General features: G+C 45.0%; 15 protein-coding genes. 4 read left to right on the forward strand and 11 right to left on the reverse strand.

Features of this window, described 5'->3' with window-relative positions; genetic code table 11:
• Window positions 1–713: 713 nt before the first annotated feature.
• Both hemN and MJ612_RS02850 read right to left on the reverse strand, forming a co-directional pair.
• Window positions 714–2087 carry an oxygen-independent coproporphyrinogen III oxidase gene (gene hemN, locus MJ612_RS02845; RefSeq protein WP_187029254.1) on the reverse strand — a complete coding sequence of 458 codons (1374 nt, stop codon included), beginning with the start codon at window positions 2085–2087 and terminating at the stop codon, window positions 714–716.
• Between the two features lie 206 nt (window positions 2088–2293).
• On the reverse strand, window positions 2294–2938 hold the full coding sequence (locus tag MJ612_RS02850) for a hypothetical protein (RefSeq protein ID WP_187029256.1): 645 nt from the start codon (window positions 2936–2938) through the stop codon (window positions 2294–2296).
• Window positions 2939–3148: 210 nt separating this feature from the next.
• On the opposite strand from MJ612_RS02850, the gene MJ612_RS02855 reads away from it, so the two are divergent.
• Entirely contained in the window at window positions 3149–4261 is a 1113-nt protein-coding gene (locus tag MJ612_RS02855) for an alanine racemase (RefSeq protein ID WP_187029257.1), read from the forward strand.
• A gap of 51 nt (window positions 4262–4312) precedes the next feature.
• Here MJ612_RS02855 and MJ612_RS02860 read toward each other — a convergent pair whose 3' ends face one another.
• From MJ612_RS02860 to MJ612_RS02870, 3 genes are all read right to left on the reverse strand, one after another.
• Window positions 4313–5131, reverse strand: coding sequence for a hypothetical protein (locus MJ612_RS02860; protein WP_187029259.1), 819 nt, complete (start codon window positions 5129–5131; stop codon window positions 4313–4315).
• 161 nt (window positions 5132–5292) lie between these two features.
• Window positions 5293–6336, reverse strand: a complete 1044-nt coding sequence (locus MJ612_RS02865; protein ID WP_187029261.1) for an SDR family oxidoreductase — start codon at window positions 6334–6336, stop codon at window positions 5293–5295.
• A gap of 3 nt (window positions 6337–6339) precedes the next feature.
• Window positions 6340–6978 carry a hypothetical protein gene (locus tag MJ612_RS02870; protein WP_187029263.1) on the reverse strand — a complete coding sequence of 213 codons (639 nt, stop codon included), beginning with the start codon at window positions 6976–6978 and terminating at the stop codon, window positions 6340–6342.
• Between the two features lie 456 nt (window positions 6979–7434).
• On the opposite strand from MJ612_RS02870, the gene MJ612_RS02875 reads away from it, so the two are divergent.
• Window positions 7435–7674, forward strand: coding sequence for a hypothetical protein (locus tag MJ612_RS02875; RefSeq protein WP_250419035.1), 240 nt, complete (start codon window positions 7435–7437; stop codon window positions 7672–7674).
• Window positions 7675–7705: 31 nt separating this feature from the next.
• On the opposite strand, the gene MJ612_RS02880 is transcribed toward MJ612_RS02875, so the two are convergent.
• From MJ612_RS02880 to MJ612_RS02905, 6 genes are read right to left on the reverse strand one after another with little or no spacing between them, the layout of a single operon-like run.
• Window positions 7706–9097, reverse strand: coding sequence for an alkaline phosphatase family protein (locus tag MJ612_RS02880; protein ID WP_187029265.1), 1392 nt, complete (start codon window positions 9095–9097; stop codon window positions 7706–7708).
• Complete coding sequence (gene eboE / locus MJ612_RS02885; protein ID WP_187029267.1) at window positions 9090–10319, reverse strand: metabolite traffic protein EboE; 1230 nt, start codon at window positions 10317–10319, stop codon at window positions 9090–9092. The genes MJ612_RS02880 and eboE overlap by 8 nt, the downstream gene beginning before the upstream one ends.
• 10 nt (window positions 10320–10329) lie before the next feature.
• Window positions 10330–11538, reverse strand: coding sequence for a 3-dehydroquinate synthase (locus MJ612_RS02890; protein WP_187029269.1), 1209 nt, complete (start codon window positions 11536–11538; stop codon window positions 10330–10332).
• 26 nt (window positions 11539–11564) lie between these two features.
• Window positions 11565–12473 (reverse strand): UbiA-like protein EboC, encoded by a 909-nt coding sequence (gene eboC, locus MJ612_RS02895; protein WP_187029271.1) that lies wholly within the window; start codon window positions 12471–12473, stop codon window positions 11565–11567.
• Window positions 12474–13415 carry a TatD family hydrolase gene (locus MJ612_RS02900; RefSeq protein ID WP_394802019.1) on the reverse strand — a complete coding sequence of 314 codons (942 nt, stop codon included), beginning with the start codon at window positions 13413–13415 and terminating at the stop codon, window positions 12474–12476.
• Between the two features lie 37 nt (window positions 13416–13452).
• Window positions 13453–14343: an EboA domain-containing protein gene (locus tag MJ612_RS02905; RefSeq protein WP_187029273.1), complete on the reverse strand. Its 891-nt coding sequence runs from the start codon at window positions 14341–14343 to the stop codon at window positions 13453–13455.
• A gap of 268 nt (window positions 14344–14611) precedes the next feature.
• Between MJ612_RS02905 and mug the strand changes: the two genes are divergently transcribed.
• On the forward strand, window positions 14612–15181 hold the full coding sequence (gene mug, locus MJ612_RS02910) for a G/U mismatch-specific DNA glycosylase (RefSeq protein WP_222619596.1): 570 nt from the start codon (window positions 14612–14614) through the stop codon (window positions 15179–15181).
• A gap of 321 nt (window positions 15182–15502) precedes the next feature.
• On the forward strand, window positions 15503–16297 hold the full coding sequence (locus tag MJ612_RS02915) for an outer membrane beta-barrel protein (RefSeq protein ID WP_187029275.1): 795 nt from the start codon (window positions 15503–15505) through the stop codon (window positions 16295–16297).
• Window positions 16298–16415: the final 118 nt, after the last annotated feature.

The following is a 16415-nucleotide window of genomic DNA, read 5'->3' on the forward strand; positions in this document are numbered from 1 at the left end:
TAGGTGGTAGAGTTTACAGTTGAAAGGTATTATGTTAATGTCATTTCGAGTGTATCGAGAAATATATTTCGGCTTATAGTTAAAGTCTATACTTACTTGAACTAGGCTATACTTTCAATTTAACTTCTACCCTGGGAGCTTTACTTACTTACAGTTGTCATAGTTAACTTTGGTGCCCTTACGGCCGCGGGGCCCCGTCTTCGGGCATCGCGCTGCTGATTTGAAGCTACCCTCGTACCTCGGGTTGCCTTCAGCACCGCAACAAATCAAAGGCGCTCCACCCAAAGACTGTAATCTTTCGATAGTAGATGCTCTCGCTATAGTTGAGCTGCTATAGTTGCATCGCTTTTCCAACAATGTATTTCCCTAGGGACAGGTCGCGACCTGTCCGACCCACAGGCTGTAACTATAGAACTATAACTGGTGAATTGGCTGAAGCAAAACTGTCCCCTGGAGGGGACCACAGGGGTGTTGAAACAGAAACTATAAAACTATTAAACAAACTAAAGCAGCAACAGAAAACTCCCCGCCTTAGACAAGGAGGGGATAAAGGAGTGGTTGGATAATCGGCAACTATAATTAATTAGTGTAATTACTACCTATAACCAATCCTGTCAATCCATTAATCCTGAAAATCCTGATTCAGACAGAAAAAGAGCTGCCCCTGAGAACAGCTCCTTCCTATAAATCGAAACTTAAAACTTCAAAATTCCCTACACCGACTTACTAAATACCGGCGTAGTTGGTTGCTGCGACCATAGTCTTGAATCAAGGCACATGGCGATGTTGCGCACGAACGGGTGGCCGGCAGGTAGTATCTGTATACTTTTGTTCGTGTATTCTACCAAGCCATCTTCGGCAAGTGGTTGCAGGCGATCAAGAGCATCGGTAAAGTAAGGGGCCATGGCTTCGTCCCACTCGGTGCGGAACTGGCACATTAGGTTCAGGATATGCTTGCGGATCAGGCGGTCTTCTGCAGTTAATTCGTGACCTTTCAGTATTGGTAAGATACCTGAGTTAACCACTTCTTCGTAGGCTTCCACTTCCTTAATGTTCTGCATAAAAGCGGTACGTGTATCTGAAATGCTGGAGCAACCTAAGCCTATCAGCAGCTCTGTGTGGCGTGGGGTGTAACCCATAAAGTTACGATGCAGGGTACCGTTTTTTGCAGCCAGGTATAGTTCGTCGGTTGGCAGGGCAAAGTGGTCCAGGCCGATCTCGATGTAACCGGCTTCTTCCAGCATGGCGCGGCCCATTTCGTATAATCCCCGTTTTACAGATGGCTCGGGCAGGTCAGCTTCGGAGTAGCGGCGCTGGGCTTTGCTCTTCCAAGGCACGTGGGCGTAACTATAAAACGCAATACGTTCCGGACGAAGCTCTTTTACTCGCTCTATAGTATGGCGCACGCTGTCGGCAGTCTGCATAGGTAGGCCGTAAATAATGTCGCCGTTTATAGAAGTATAGCCGATTTCGCGGGCAGCGTCAAAGATCTCTTTTGTTTTCTCGAAGGTCTGGATGCGGTTGATCACGAACTGCACGCGTACATCAAAATCCTGTATACCTACGCTCAGTCTTCTGAAACCCAGGTCGTACAGCACCTGCAGTTGCTCGGCGTTGGTAGCGTTCGGGTGTACTTCTATACTTAAAGCAGCATCCGGGGCCAGTTCGGCTTTCTCCAGTATTTTGCCCAGCATCAGTTTCAGGTTCTCGGCCCCGAAAAAAGTAGGCGTACCACCGCCCAGGTGCAGTTCTGTAATGCGAGGTTTCCTGCCAAAAACCTGCAGGTAGCGTTCCCATTCCTTTAAAATGGCAACTATATAAGGTTCTTCAACGGCATGGTTGGTGGTAATGCGCTTGTTGCAACCGCAGTAGGTGCAAAGTTTCTCGCAGAAAGGCAGGTGCATGTACACACTGATGCCCTCGGTGTCGTTGGTTTTATCGAAAGCCTGTTTTACGTGCAGCATCCAGGCGGCTTCGGTCAGGGGAGTTTCGTCCCAGAACGGCACAGTCGGGTAGCTGGTGTACCTTGGCGAAGGCACATCGTATTTGGCAAGTAGTTCAGTTGGTGTAGTTACTGGTGCGGTCATAACGTACAGATTTAGTATAGTTGCCCCAATTCCGGGCTGTGTTTATACTGCAAATGTCCGAAGAAGCTACGCCGCAGGAAATGATATATGTCAGTAGTAGGGGAGTGGAAAGGGGATATTTGTCAGGTTTAACTTCTAACGGACTTAGCTATGCAGAGGGCGAAGCAAAGCGAGCCTTTTGTATAAGGTATGGTTAGCACCTGTATTTATTTATCAAATTTAATTGCATCATTCGGGTAATGCTTTTCTAATCTAAAAAAGCCGCTTTCATCGTCTTGCATGATTAATACACCCCAGTCTGATAAGCGGTCAATAAGGTAAGCTTCTTCTTTATTGCTCAACTGTAAATCACTCTTCCTATACCCATTGTCTCTGAAGTAATGGTCAAGTAATTGTCGTTTCCCTTGTGCTGCTACTGAGTCCACGCTTTTCCACTTTCTGATAACAGTTACTTGATCCATAGCTTCTTTATTAAGCATCAATAGCTTTGTCCCTTTTACTAGTTCGACGAGTGATAATGAATCTTTAGGTGAACCTACTATTTCACTTAGTTCAATCAATTCCCAAAGTTCAGGTAACAGTATTCTTATAGTGTCACCTCTATAAGTAGCACCAATCGTAAAGAAGTAGTTAGGTCTTAAAGCTCCTGGAACTTGTACAACATAATCAGGGTCTGTCTCACGCTTTGAATAATATGGAGTATAGTTATGCATAACTCCTTTGATAAAGTTATCAAGTTTCCTGCCCTCATTAGTAGTTGAGTTTTCCGCGTTATTACCAACCTTCTGGCATCCAAACAGTAGAAAAACAAAAAGCAGGAAAAACAAAATCACAAGCTTTATCTGATGCATTTAATCCTTTTTATATTCTCTATGTGTGCTAAAAAATGTATAACAGTAAACATACGCTTATCTGTACTATATACAGATTTAGTAATGTGTCTTGAATTAAAATCTACAGCCAATATATAAACTTTATCTAATACTTAAATCCCAAACTATAAAAGCATCTCTCCCCAAAACTTACTACTTTCACGGCTATACTTTACCCGAACCTGACCGATGAAGATAACTGTACCAACCCTGCTGCTCGATAAGGAAAAATGCCAGTGTAACATCCGCATGATGGTGGAGAAAGCCCGGCGCAATAACCTAAGGTTGCGACCGCATTTTAAAACGCACCAATCGGCGCAGGTAGGCGAGTGCTTCAGGCAGGAAGGCGTAGAAAGTATAACAGTATCATCTCTACGGATGGCGCGGTACTTTGCCAACCACGGCTGGACCGATATTATGGTAGCTATACCCGTAAATGTGCTGGAACTGGAAACTATAAACGAACTGGCTAGCCGTGTGCGCCTGCACCTTATAGTTGTGAACGAAGAAGTGCTTCCTGTGCTGCAGCAAGGTTTATACCACAACGTGGCAGTCTGGCTTAAAATAGATACCGGCTATCACCGCACCGGCATCCCGGTCACCGACAATAAAACTATAGGCAGCGCCCTGCAAACTATAGCTGCTTCCGACAAAATGGAGTTTCAGGGTTTTATGGCTCACGATGGCCATACCTATAAACAAACAGATGCCGAAGCTATCCGCGAAATCCATAAAAAGACGGTAGAGTTACTAAACCAGCTGCGCGAGCGCTATAAAGCCCAGTTCCCAAATATAGAACTCTCCATCGGCGATACGCCCAGCTGTAGCATTTTAGAAACTATAGTTGGCGTAGACGAGATCAGGCCCGGCAATTTTGTGTTTTACGACCTCACGCAGCAGCACATCGGTTCTAACAACTATAACCAGATTGCAGTGTGCATGGCCTGCCCGGTAATTGCCAAACACCCCGAGCGCAACGAGCTTATACTTTACGGCGGCAGCGTACATTTCTCGAAAGATGTATTACCGCAATCTGACGGCAGCAATTTGTTCGGTAGGGTAGTGGAGTTAACAGAAAACGGCTGGACTGATCCTGTGGAAGGTATAAATTTGGTTTCGCTGTCGCAGGAACATGGTATTGTAAGAGCTACGCCGGAGCAGTTTGCAAAGTATAAAGTTGGTGATCTGATGTATATTCTGCCTGTACATTCCTGCCTTACCGCTGACATCATGAAAAGCTACCTGACACTGGATGGTGAGCGGCTGGAGCATTTATCAAGCTTGCCGGAAAGCTATCTATAAAAAAGAACCCTGTATTGCTACAGGGCCTGTAATTTAAAGTATAAAATAGTTTTACCTGTCGTAGTTGCGTTCATCGCGGTCTCGGGCATAGCTGTTGTAGTCTGTGTCGCCGTAACCGCCACGGTAATAACCGCTCATGCCATAAGGTTCATCGTAACTGCTGCCACCAAAGCGTGTGCCCATATACTGGCCCGCAGAACCATAATCACCTCGGGTTGCACCGTATTCGTTGCTGCGTGGTGTACGCTCGTAGCCACTGCCCATGTATTTGCCTCTGTCGCCGCCAAAGCTTCGCGTGTTATAGTCACCACGCTCATAGCCAGGTCGGCTGTGGTCTGGGTCCTGGCGTCTTCTGGATGTATAATTGTCATGCTGGCTACGGCTGCTGTCTTCGTAGCGGTAATTGTCAGAGTTCTGACCATGGCTGTCGTAGTCGCTCTGGTAACCGTAACGGCGGCCTTGTGATGCAGACTGTCCTCTGCCCCGGTCGCTGTATCGGCTTTCGCCCATGCCACTCTCAAACTCCGATCCCATATCTGAACTACGGTGATGAGAAAAACCGCCACGTTCGCTGCCAAAGCCCTGTGCGCCTCCATAACTACCCATGTTGCCATAGTTGCGGGCAGTGTCGTACGTCGTCAGGCCACGGTTTGCTACATGCTGCGGATCCCAATCCTGAGGGCTGCGGCGCTGGCTGCTTCTGTAGAATTCATTACTATAGCTGGTTCTGTCTCTGTCTCTGTCTGACGATCGGTAGTCGCTTGAGCGGGAGCTACTCATGTCCTGATCCGGGTGGCGGTAGCGCTCTGAGCGGTGTGTCTGGTAGCTGTCGCGGTCCCTGCCGTAACGGTCTCTTTCATTGTAATTCATAGCTTTTGAGTTTGTTGTTTAAAATGATTGCTAGTATCATAAACGAGCGCTAAATAGCTGAGTTGGTAATGGGCAGGTAAAAGTATAAGCAGGTTAAAAGAACAGATAAGTTCGTATCTACTACTTAATATACTATGCCAGCACCACACCTAGTAGCTTTATCAGATCTGAAAATCATTTTCTTTGTTTGTCATCCATTTGTTATAAGCCATACTTCCTAACAGCACACCACCTAATGTTAAAGCCGTAGTAAGCAGCTCTTTCTTGTGCATACTTAGCCAAAGCTGCGGCGAATTATAAGTGGCTTCTGCATCAAAAGTGCCGTGCGCGCCATGGTCGCCGGGTATTGGAGCCCACAGGTTATTAGGCCGGTTCGGGTCTTCAGGTATATCGGTCTGCTGCCCATCGAAGCCGGTTTTGGCTAATACCCAATCGCCGAACTCTGGTGCTAGTTTATCGCCCACTATAGCCTGCACGGTTGGGTAACCCACATATACCTCCCGGCGGTCGTTTTCTGCGGCGTAAACTATAGCTTTGGCTGCAACTTCGGGCTGAAAAATTTTACCCATAGGTTTAGGCTTGTTAGGCAGGCGGGTTTTCACAAACTTAAACTGTGTTGTGTTCATGGCTGGCAGCTGTACCATGGTAGCTCTCACTTTGCTTTTATCATGTATCAGCTCAGCTCTAAGCGAATCAAAGAAGCCCTGTATAGCATGTTTGGAGCCACAGTAAGCAGATTGTAAAGGTATGCCCCGGTACGCCAGCGCCGAACCAACCAGCACAATAACTCCTTTATCGCGTGGCAACATGCGTTTTAAAGCGGAGAGTGTACCATAAACCTGGCCTAAGTAAGTAACTTCAGTTACCCGTTTGTATTCATCTGGCTGCATTAGCTTTACCGGGCTGAAAACGCTGTTCATGGCATTGTTTACCCAAACCGTAATTGGTCCCAGTTGCTTTTCTGTTTCTTCGGCGGCATGTTCTACTGCATTGGCATCTGCTACATCTGTTATAAAGTATACAGCGCGTTTGCCCATGGCCTCTATCTCTGCTTTTGCAGCCTTTAACCCGTCTTCTCCGCGGGCAAGCAACGACACATCGTAACCATTCTCGGCAAATTGCCTGGCAATTGACCGGCCCAGGCCTGCCGATGCACCTGTTACAACAACCACTCCTTTGCTCTGGCCCTCGTTTTCTGTTTTCATAGTTTATTTGTTGGTAGGTTCAGCTTCTTCTAAGTTTACTAGATATGCGGTTAGTTTATCCCACTGTAGTTTCTGTACACCAGCCCAGCCGCCTTCCGCAATCAGGGTATTAGCCAAGGCACGATCACCGGCTTCTTCGCCCTGGTTATTGATAGCTTCGTTGCGACCGATCTCATACCCGATAAGAGTATTTCCATTTCGCTCTACCCGAAACGTACTGCTGGCCTCCTTCGCAAAGAAGTGTTTTATCTCTTTCTTCTCATCGGGGGCGGGCTGTGGTTTGGTGCTGGGGTGTACTACAAACTCTGCCATGTTCTCATCCTGACGAAGCTCCGTTACATGTACCCAGTTTTCAGGGGTGGGGCCGGGCAGATCTATCCGGATATAGTAGCCGGGCTTGTCTAAGGTCTTGATCGCTTTGTTTCCGTCTTCATCGAAAAGTTCAAAAGTTGAGTTGATGCCGGGCAGGGCAGACCAACGGTTTACATCAAATAATTTATGCCGCGACAGTTCAAAAGCTTCCTTCGCTGCTGCCTCGTCAGGATAGGTATTTTGGTTGGTGTACTGTTTGTCTTTAGAAGCCTCACCCTTTAACACGTCAGCTTCCTGTTTTACTTTATTGATTAGGTTCTTCAGTCCCATAGTTATCTTATTAAGTTGTTTTCCTGAGTAAGGACTTTAGAGGTACGCGGGCAATGGATAAGTTGTTAAACGGCAACGCCAGTTTATAGCACAAGAATAATAGTTAAAGTCAACTTTTATGTTCATGACAAGATGTCTTGATGATATATTTAATTGCTTGGTAATCAAATTAAATAGGTGATTGGTAGTGAAGTTATACTATAATTGTGTGTTAAAGGAGCAGTACATTTTGATAGAATAATGTGGACATGTGCTCATTAAACTGTAGCCAAGATTTGTACTGCAGAAGGCTGATGCTATATAAGGATGTATAGTTTATACTTGTAAAGAGTACTTGTGATGAGGTGTATGTGTTAAAGTATATATATAGTCGAAGGTTAACAGGTGACTGATTAATAGTTGTTTAAACTATAGGTATAGCTTTTCGTTTTACAAGTATGGCAGGCTGATTTTATTATGGAAACACCGATGTACATGGAAGACTTTTTTGCAGGCATTGGTCTGATCGGGATCGTGCTAGGAATAGCAGTGTTTATACTTTATGTCTGGAGTGTGGTGTGGGCTTATAAGGATGCAAACCGACGTGGCAAACCAGGCTGGCTAGTGGCTATAATGGTAGCGCTGCTCTCGTGGCCTATAGGGTTAATTGTATGGTTGTTGTTCAGGCCAGCACAGGGCAGGCCACTCCCTGAATAAAAAAGAGTAACCGGTGTGGTTGCTCTTATGCTTAGTTAAGTACAAATTGCTCTGCCTGCAAATGTTGTAGTATCACATCAAAAACATCGGTTGCCTGCAGCTCCTTTTCTGCTACCAGTTCCTTCTGTTTAGTTATAAGTATAGGCCATTCTCCTTTGTCTTCAGGTACCCTGCCATGTGATCCTTTTACCAATGTCGCGTCCAGTGGTATCACATCCATCACCGTCCTAAAGCCGAGCTTCTTCTTCAGCAACTTTGTGCCGAGCAGTGCCTTTGGGAATTTTATAGTTGGATTAATGAACATCTCGACCGGGTCGAAGCCTGGCTTTTTATGGATGTCTACCATGCGGGCATAATCGGGAGCTTTGGCATCATCCAGCCAGAAGTAGTAGGTAAACCAGGCACCTTTTTCGGCAATAGCTACCAGGTCTCCGCAGCGGTCGTGGGCCAGGTTATACTTGTTTCGTTCATTGCCTTCCAGCACTTCCTGCACGCCTGGCACTCCAGAGATCAGCTTCTTCACGGCTGCCAGATCCTCGGGGTTGTTCACGTAAATATGAGCCACCTGGTGGTCGGCCACAGCAAAGGCTTTGCTTACACCTGCATCTAAAAGCTCGGTACCACGCTCATCACGCACGGCTATGTAGCCCTTCTGGCGAAGCACACGGTTCAGGTGCACCGGCTGGCTCACATCTGAAATGCCGTATTCTGAAAGAATAATCACTTGGGCGCCTTTTGCTTCATAAAACTTAATGAGGTCTTCACAGACTGCATCAATCTCCTGAAGGTCTTTGGCAATGCGCGGGTCACTCGGGCCGAAGCGCTGCAGGTTGTAGTCCAGGTGGGGCAGGTAAATGAGTGTGAGCGTAGGGTTATACAGGTCATCCGTTATCTTAGATGCTTCTGCAATCCATTGGCTGGACTTGATAGACGTCATCGGTCCCCAGTAATTAAATAGCGGGAAAGTACCTAGTTTAGCTTGTAAGGTATCTCTCAGGTCTGCAGGTTGGGTGTAGCAGTCGGGTAGCTTACGTCCATCTGCCAGGTACTGCGGGCGCGGTGTAAGCGCGTAATCGGCACTGGAGTACATGTTATACCACCAGCACATGTTAGCAACAGTAAAGGTCGGATCCATGGCCTTAGCCACTTCCCAGATTTTAGGAGCCTGTATCAGTTTATTTGACTGGCGCCAGAACTTAATTTCGCATTCATCCTTAAAATACCAGCCATTGCCAACTATGCCATGCTCTTCCGGCCATTTACCCGTCAGGTAGGTAGCTTGTGCCGAACAGGTAACGGCAGGCATGACAGGCTGTATGGTTGCGTTACGGGCATTGGCAGCCCAGTTGCTCAGGAAGGGGGTGTGCTCTCCTATAAGCGAGCCGGTAAGGCCTACCACGTTCAGTACGACGGTTTTATGCATTTTCTTTTACTTGAATATGTTGCATTACCCATTCCAGTTCCCGGGCAATAGAAGAAGCAAGGTCAGTTTTAAGGCCTTCAGGAAGTACTTCCCAGGTATAGGTTTCAACTTCCAGGTGGTTAGTTAAATCATGATCCTGTACATAGTTCAACACCGTTTCTACATCCTCTTGTGTGGATTGAAGGCCGATATATCCGTTTGTAAAGAGTGGTACATGATAATGGGTGCGCCATTCTGCTGCGGTTGGTTTCTGAATGTTTTGCAGCGCATAAGGCAGGTCGCTGTAGTAATTTAATTTGCCATTTATTTCACGCTCCACCACCTGGTGCAGGTAAGTCGATTCAGCAAAAGGTCTTAGTCTAGCTGCCAGTTCCTCTCTTTCAGCTTTACCGGATGGCAGTTCTGTCTTTAGGGCGGAGCTCAGCTGTATCTTGCCTATTTGTATACCGGCCGCATTAAGTTTAGCGAAAGCCTCTGCGGGAACTTCGTAAGCAAGCGCAAAGTGGCATACATCATAACAGATGCGGATATGATCCAGCAAGGCACTAACAGCCGCATCCGGTAACATTCCTTTTGTGCAGGCCAAACGTTTACAGCCAATGTATAACAGCCATTTCTGGTAGAAGTGAATCACTTCCTGGGTATTCTCTAAAAGCCCGTCCGGTTCAGGTTCAATATCAATGTGTATCGTTCTGCCCTTTGTTTCTTTCAGAAATAAAAGCTCTTCGGTTACCATTGTTAAATGCAGCGCCGAGAGCTCAAATACTTCCTTAAAACGGTCTTTATTAAAGCCGAGCCAGGGCTTGTAGGAGAGTGGCGACGTAGAAATTCCACCTTCAATGCCTTCGGGCAACAGTTCTGCCAGTATATAGGCTAACCTTATAGTATAAGCCAGACGGTTTTGAGTAGTCCAGTCTGGTTTATGCACGGCATCTTTCACTTCTTTATGATGAAAACCACCATACGGAAAGCCGTTCATAGTAAACACGTATAGGTCTTCGGTATCCAGCCAGTTTTTAAATTCCTGCAGGTTATTGCCGATCAACAGTTCCTGGCTTGCTAAATTAGATAGACGTAGCCCAACGCCAAAGGGAGCATCAGGAGAAAGTCGCTTCTTTAGATCTGGGAGATAATTTTTTAGGTTTATAAGAACTTCCGCCCAGCTTTCGCCGGGATGAATGTTTGTACAGTAGGTAAGGTGGGTGCCGTTTGGTAAGTTCATGGCTGAGGTATTAAAAGGATACTACATATTGGGTTTCTGATGGAGGAGTTATTGTACTTGCTGAAAATCTTTGCTGCATAAGTTTAAGCTCTTTGACAGTTGCTGTTACCAAGCCTTCATCTATATGATGCACTTCAACGCCATGGCCTATACCTTCTAGTAGCATAATTGTCAGCTGTCCGCCCAGGTGCTCACGGAACTCTGTAAGACCTTTTAGTATACTTAGCTGTTTGTTTTCTTCAGTAGCCAGGTGTTCATCGTAAACAGCTAACCCAATACTATGTAAAAGTTCAACTATATCATCGCAGGCATCAGCAGAAAGCATGCCTTTGAGTTTCGCATAAACTACATCCAGGGCTATACCTATGGCCACTGCCTCACCATGGCGCAGATTAAATTCTGAAAGCTGTTCTAACTTATGAGCTGCCCAGTGGCCAAAATCAAGCGGCCGGGATGAGCCAAACTCAAAAGGGTCGCCGCCGCCAATATGCTCCACGTGCATTTCGGCACACCGGTGGATCAGTCGGCTCATAGCTGCCATATCTCGTTGTTTCAGCAGCTCAGCATCTGCTTTTATACTTTGGTAGAAGGCAGTATCTTTGATCAGAGCCACTTTTACAGCTTCCGAAATGCCAGCTCGCCAATCACGGTCTTCTAAGGTAAGTAGAAAATTACTGTCATTGATGACGGCAACAGGCGGAGCAAACGTTCCCAAGAAATTCTTTTTTCCGAAGGCGTTCATGCTGTTTTTTACCCCTACACCAGAATCGTTTTGAGAGAGTACTGTAGTTGGGATGCGGATATGGCGGATGCCACGGTGTGCAATAGCAGCTGCAAAACCAGCCAGGTCCAGCACTGCGCCGCCGCCGATAGCTACCAGGTAAGAATGACGACAAATGCCATGTTGGTTTATACTTTCCAGTACCTGCTGTAATACTTCAGGGTTATTCTTGCACTCTTCCCCGCCAGGTATAAGCAAAGGTTCAGCAACAAGCTTAAGCGCATCGGCGTGTGCAGATGTATAGTTCTGAATAGCTTGCGTTAAGTATGGATGTGCTTCCGCTACGCCATTATCAATCACGAAAAACAGCTTGGCAGGAGTTGTATTACCTTTCTGCACTGTACTGCGCAGGAGGAGGTTGTCTGTTTGAAACAGGTTTTGAGTAAAATATATGCCATACTCAAATTGTACAGCAAAAGATTGTTGAATTGGCTTCATAAACCTAAATGGCATAAAAGGTAAGATCAGGTTACAGCGAAACGCTTCGCCATAAACTTCGAGACGGGTAACAGTAGCAACACTGCCAGCCCATACTGCCAGCCGGCAAAACCAGCGGCTATACTGGCATTCATCACGATCAGGGCCAGGATACCTGCCTTAACGGCGTGCATAATAAACTGTGGCTCCGGAGACGGCATGGCCTTGAACAATGGCGGGAAAACCAGGTAAGCAAACAGGCCCAGGAATGGCAAACTATAGATCAGCGAAAACTGAGGGAGCAGTGCTAAGCCAACTATTCCGGCAAATACTACTAAGTATAAAGCAACAGCGCCTTTCAATGCTTTGGTGTTACCACCATGTACTTCTCCACGACTGATCATGGTGATAGCCGAAATGTAAACAATAGGGATAAATGCAATGAACCATAGTTGCTCCAGTGCAGCAGGTATGGCGCTTACCCCTAACAGCAGGTTGCCCCCACGGCAACTACCCATATTTATAGGGCCAAGTATAGAATGATGTTTACCTTTCCAGTCGTAGAGCAAGGCTAAGCAGGCTACTGTAGCAGCAATTAAAGCACTAACCACCGATACCTGTAGAGCTGCAACTATACCTATAGTTAAAAGGGATGAACCAAATATAGCTGCGCCAGTAATGGTTGCTTTTCCGCTTGGTATTGGCCGTTCAGGTCTTTCGATTCTGTCTAATTCTGCATCAAACACATCGTTAAACACTACGCCGCCACCATACAAACCTATAGTTGAAAGTATAAGCCAAGCCAGCGGTTGCAGGTGTGTAAAATAACTTCCAACCGACTGTGTACTAATGGCCAGCAAAGCGCCGGATGCTGCAAAGCCAAGCAGAATATCAGCTATGGCCGTTACAATGTTAGCTGGCCTCATCAGGCGTATATATGCTCCGAAGGAGTTCATCTATTTTACGATGTTAGATTCAAAGGCTGGGTTCATCCTGATCTCGCCCACCATTGGTGTCTGACCACCACGTAAAATGGAGTTGTCTGAAAATTTCTCCCGTTGATCTATAGTTGTATTTTCCAGCCAGTCACTTTCTTTCATTTGACCGCTCTGGCCAAAAGAGTCCAATGCATTCTGGTAACAAACTTTATGAATATCGTCGAGGCTGATGCCGCGCTCTAGCATCAAGGACGCAGTTTTGGGTACAGCCAATGGATCGCTGATTCCCCAGTCAGCAGCACTATTCACAATGATACGCTCTGCTCCGTACTGTTTCACGATCTCCACCATGCGCTCATTACCCATTTTTGTATTAGGATAAATGGTAAAAGCAGCCCAGAAACCACGATCCAGCACATCGCGCACGGTCTCTTCGTTATTGTGGTCGACTATTACCATACCTGGGTCTAATTTATGCTCCAGAGCTACATCCATGCTTCTTATCGTTCCTGCCTTCTTATCGCGGTGTGGGGTGTGGATTTGTACCGGTAGATTAGCTTCTTTAGCTAGATCTAACTGTAGCCTGTAGTACTTGTCTTCTGCTGCAGTCTGGTCATCATAACCAATTTCACCTACACCAACCACGCCTTCTTTACAGATAAACATTGGCAGCAGGTCCATTACCTCTTCGGCCAGCGCCTCGTTATTCGCTTCCTTAGAGTTAAGACCAATGGTGCAATAATGCTTAATCCCAAACTGACTCGCTCGAAAACGTTCCCAACCAATTAAACTACTGTAGTAATCTTTAAAAGAGCCCAGTTCTGTACGGGGCTGTCCCAGCCAAAACGCAGGTTCTATGATGGCCACAATACCGGCTTTCTGCATGGCTGCATAATCGTCGGTGGTACGGGATGTCATGTGGATGTGCGGATCAATAAATTTCATGTTCAGCGTATTCATTAGCGTAAGGGGTTAGGTTCAGGTCTATAAGTTATACTTATGTAGTTACTGCTTTTTGGCTGACGTGGCTCCAGTTGAGCTGGCCTTCTGTTATCTTGTGTTTTAGGAGCGGGTGTTCCTCTAGCAGGGTCTGTGCAGCAGGGTAGGTGCTTTGAGCGCAGGCTAGAGCGGCAGCTTCCTGTTCAGTTTCGTTAGTACTGTTAAACAGTCTTTTGATGTCCTGGATGATATATTCGTTAATATACGGACCTACCGGGCGCCAGAGTTCTGGTGTTACGGTTCTGCCGGCAGCCCAGCGCTCATGGGCATAGTCTGAAAGCATGCGTGCCAGATCATAGTTGCTTCGCTCATCCAGGCCATATATTTTATTTAATGATTTACCTACGAATATCGTTTTAAGCACCATCTGGTTCCAGGCGGCATCGCTGAAGTGCTCGAAAGGGTAGGGGTTGTTAAGTGCAATAGCTTCGTACACGTTACCCATGTTGGTTCTTATGCCTTCGGTAGCCTGTGCTACAAATTTTTCAGGGTGTGGCAGAAGCAGCAATGCGGAATATAAGGCTACTAATTCGCCCATATCAGCAGTACCAAACAGCTTCAAGATGAATTGGCTATACTTATCTCCATCTTCGTGAGGCAGGCTCAGCAGAAGTATAGTTCGGGCCAATTGGTCAGTTGTCCAGTTAGCCGGGTTAAAGCCTTTGCGTAGTTTATTGGATTGCTCAAGATCTTCAATACTCAGGTTTAAGGATTTTTTGCCAACATAACGTGGTGCGGCACTGAAAGGCAGATACAATTCTTTGCCGGTTTCAGATGTGCTTACAGTTTGCTGCTTTTCTTTCAGCCACTGTACCGCATCAGCTGTGGTATATTGACTTAGCAGATGTTCCAGAAAAGCAGTAATGGTTGGTAGAAGTTTACTATCCACGGTTTGTTATGGTTAGGTAACTGATCGGTTTACCGGATATCAATGCTTAATCTTGTCCTGGCAAAACAGGTACAAAAAGCAGCAATCAAGACGCTGGATATATCAGGTTCTGCTAATTACGGCTGCTTTAGCAGAAGGTTGACTAGTATTTTAGATAGTACAACTTATGTTAAGATTAAAAAATTGTACTTATATTTTATTTAAGCTATGTTTGAGCGGCATAAGTTGCGTATGAGTAACAAAAGTAACTTTTGAATTGTATAAAATAATGATTAAGCCAACGAAGTCTGAAGTTGCCGCTGCACAAAATTCAACTATAAGAGATGTTATTGCGCCTGATCTGGAGGTGCTTTTCTGTGGTATCAATACAGGTTTATATTCAGCTGCTACCGGCCATCATTTCGCACGCCCGGGTAACCGTTTCTGGCCAACCTTATACCGTTCTGGTTTCACGCCAACACTATTTACCCCTGACCAGGAACTGGAGTTAATAGCTCTAGGCTATGGTATAACCAATATAGTAGATCGTGCTACCGCATCTGCAGCAGATTTAAATATAGAAGAATTAAAACAAGGAGGTATTAACCTTACGCGAAAATTACAGGTGTTCAGGCCAAAAATTCTGGCTATATTAGGTATAAGTGCTTTCCGTACTGCATTCAACAAACCTAAAGCAGTGCTTGGACGTCAGCCGGAGTTAATATCTGGATCTATAGTTTGGGTACTACCCAATCCAAGTGGTCTTAATGCGCATTTCCCCCCATTGAAGCTAGTTAAAGTTTTTAATGAGTTTAGACAGGCTTTGCCAAATCTGAACTTGTTTGATCAAAACGGTTAATTTTTAAAGAATATTAAAGGTAAAAGTAGTAATAGATCTTAAGCTCAGTAACTAATTATGAATATTAAGTTACCCAACTTAGCAATAGAATTTAATAGTTTATACTGGAAGGAATTGGTATCAAATAGGATATATTAACCCGATTTGGCAGAACAGCAAATCATAAAGTAATTTACCTTATAAATGCTCGTTGGGAAACAAGCGTCAATGTTTAACAGTGGTTAAACGATTTTTGCTAGAAAATTTATATATTAACTTAATTATATGTATAATTGCAAAGTTATAGTAAGTCTATTTATCATAAAGAAGAACTATCTTCCCATGAATTACAAAATATTATTAGCAGCCTTTGTATTTGTGTTCTCTCTGAATCTGACAGATGCTGTTGCGCAACGAGGTAGTAGTGGTGCCAAGTTCAGAAGTGGTTATAAAAGAAAGTTTAGGCCTTCCTGGACTGTTTTTGCTTCGCCAGGTGTGGCTGTTATGAATAGTGATAATTTTAACAGTTCATCTGATGTAGATCAAGTTGGAGTTGTTAAGAATAATGGTATAGGGCCAACTTTAAGTGTCGGAGCTTTGTATCAGTTTTCTAACAGTTTTGGTATTCAGGGTACCTTAGGATATATGCATTTTGAAGGAAAAGAAGATGCAGTAAACACAAGATATCCTGATGTGTCATTCAAAACAAATGCTTTAGAGACTACTGCATCATTAGTTTACAATCTTACCAATACTTATGTGGGACCTCGTTATAGTAGATCAAGAAATCTACGTTTAGTAGTGCCCTATATTAAAGCTGGTGTAGGATTTCTAGCATATAAAGCATCATCTGAGGTAAAACTCTTAGGAGAGGAACGACCTGACGCAAAAGATTACCCTTCAATTGCGTTAATCGCTCCACTTGGTGGTGGATTGAAATTTCAGTATTCCAAACAATTAACGATTGCGCCTGAACTGAATATTTATTTAACTTCATCTGATTATTTAGATAATAGCACTTATGGTCTTGAAAGCCCCTATATCAGTTCTAATGATATTTTTCTTAGTGCGACTGTGAAGGTAATGTATAATATTACCGCACATCGCCGAAGCCCTTTCAGGATAAGAAGAAGATAAGAATCTTGTACACTTCAGCTAAACAAGGTCCTGCTTTACTTAGCAGGACCTTTTATTTTTATTGGGCTCAGGGTATTACTGTAGTTTTCTTATGTAAGTAATTCTGTGTTTTTATCAA

The sequence above is a fragment of the Pontibacter deserti genome (assembly GCF_023630255.1).
GTDB lineage: Bacteria > Bacteroidota > Bacteroidia > Cytophagales > Hymenobacteraceae > Pontibacter > Pontibacter deserti.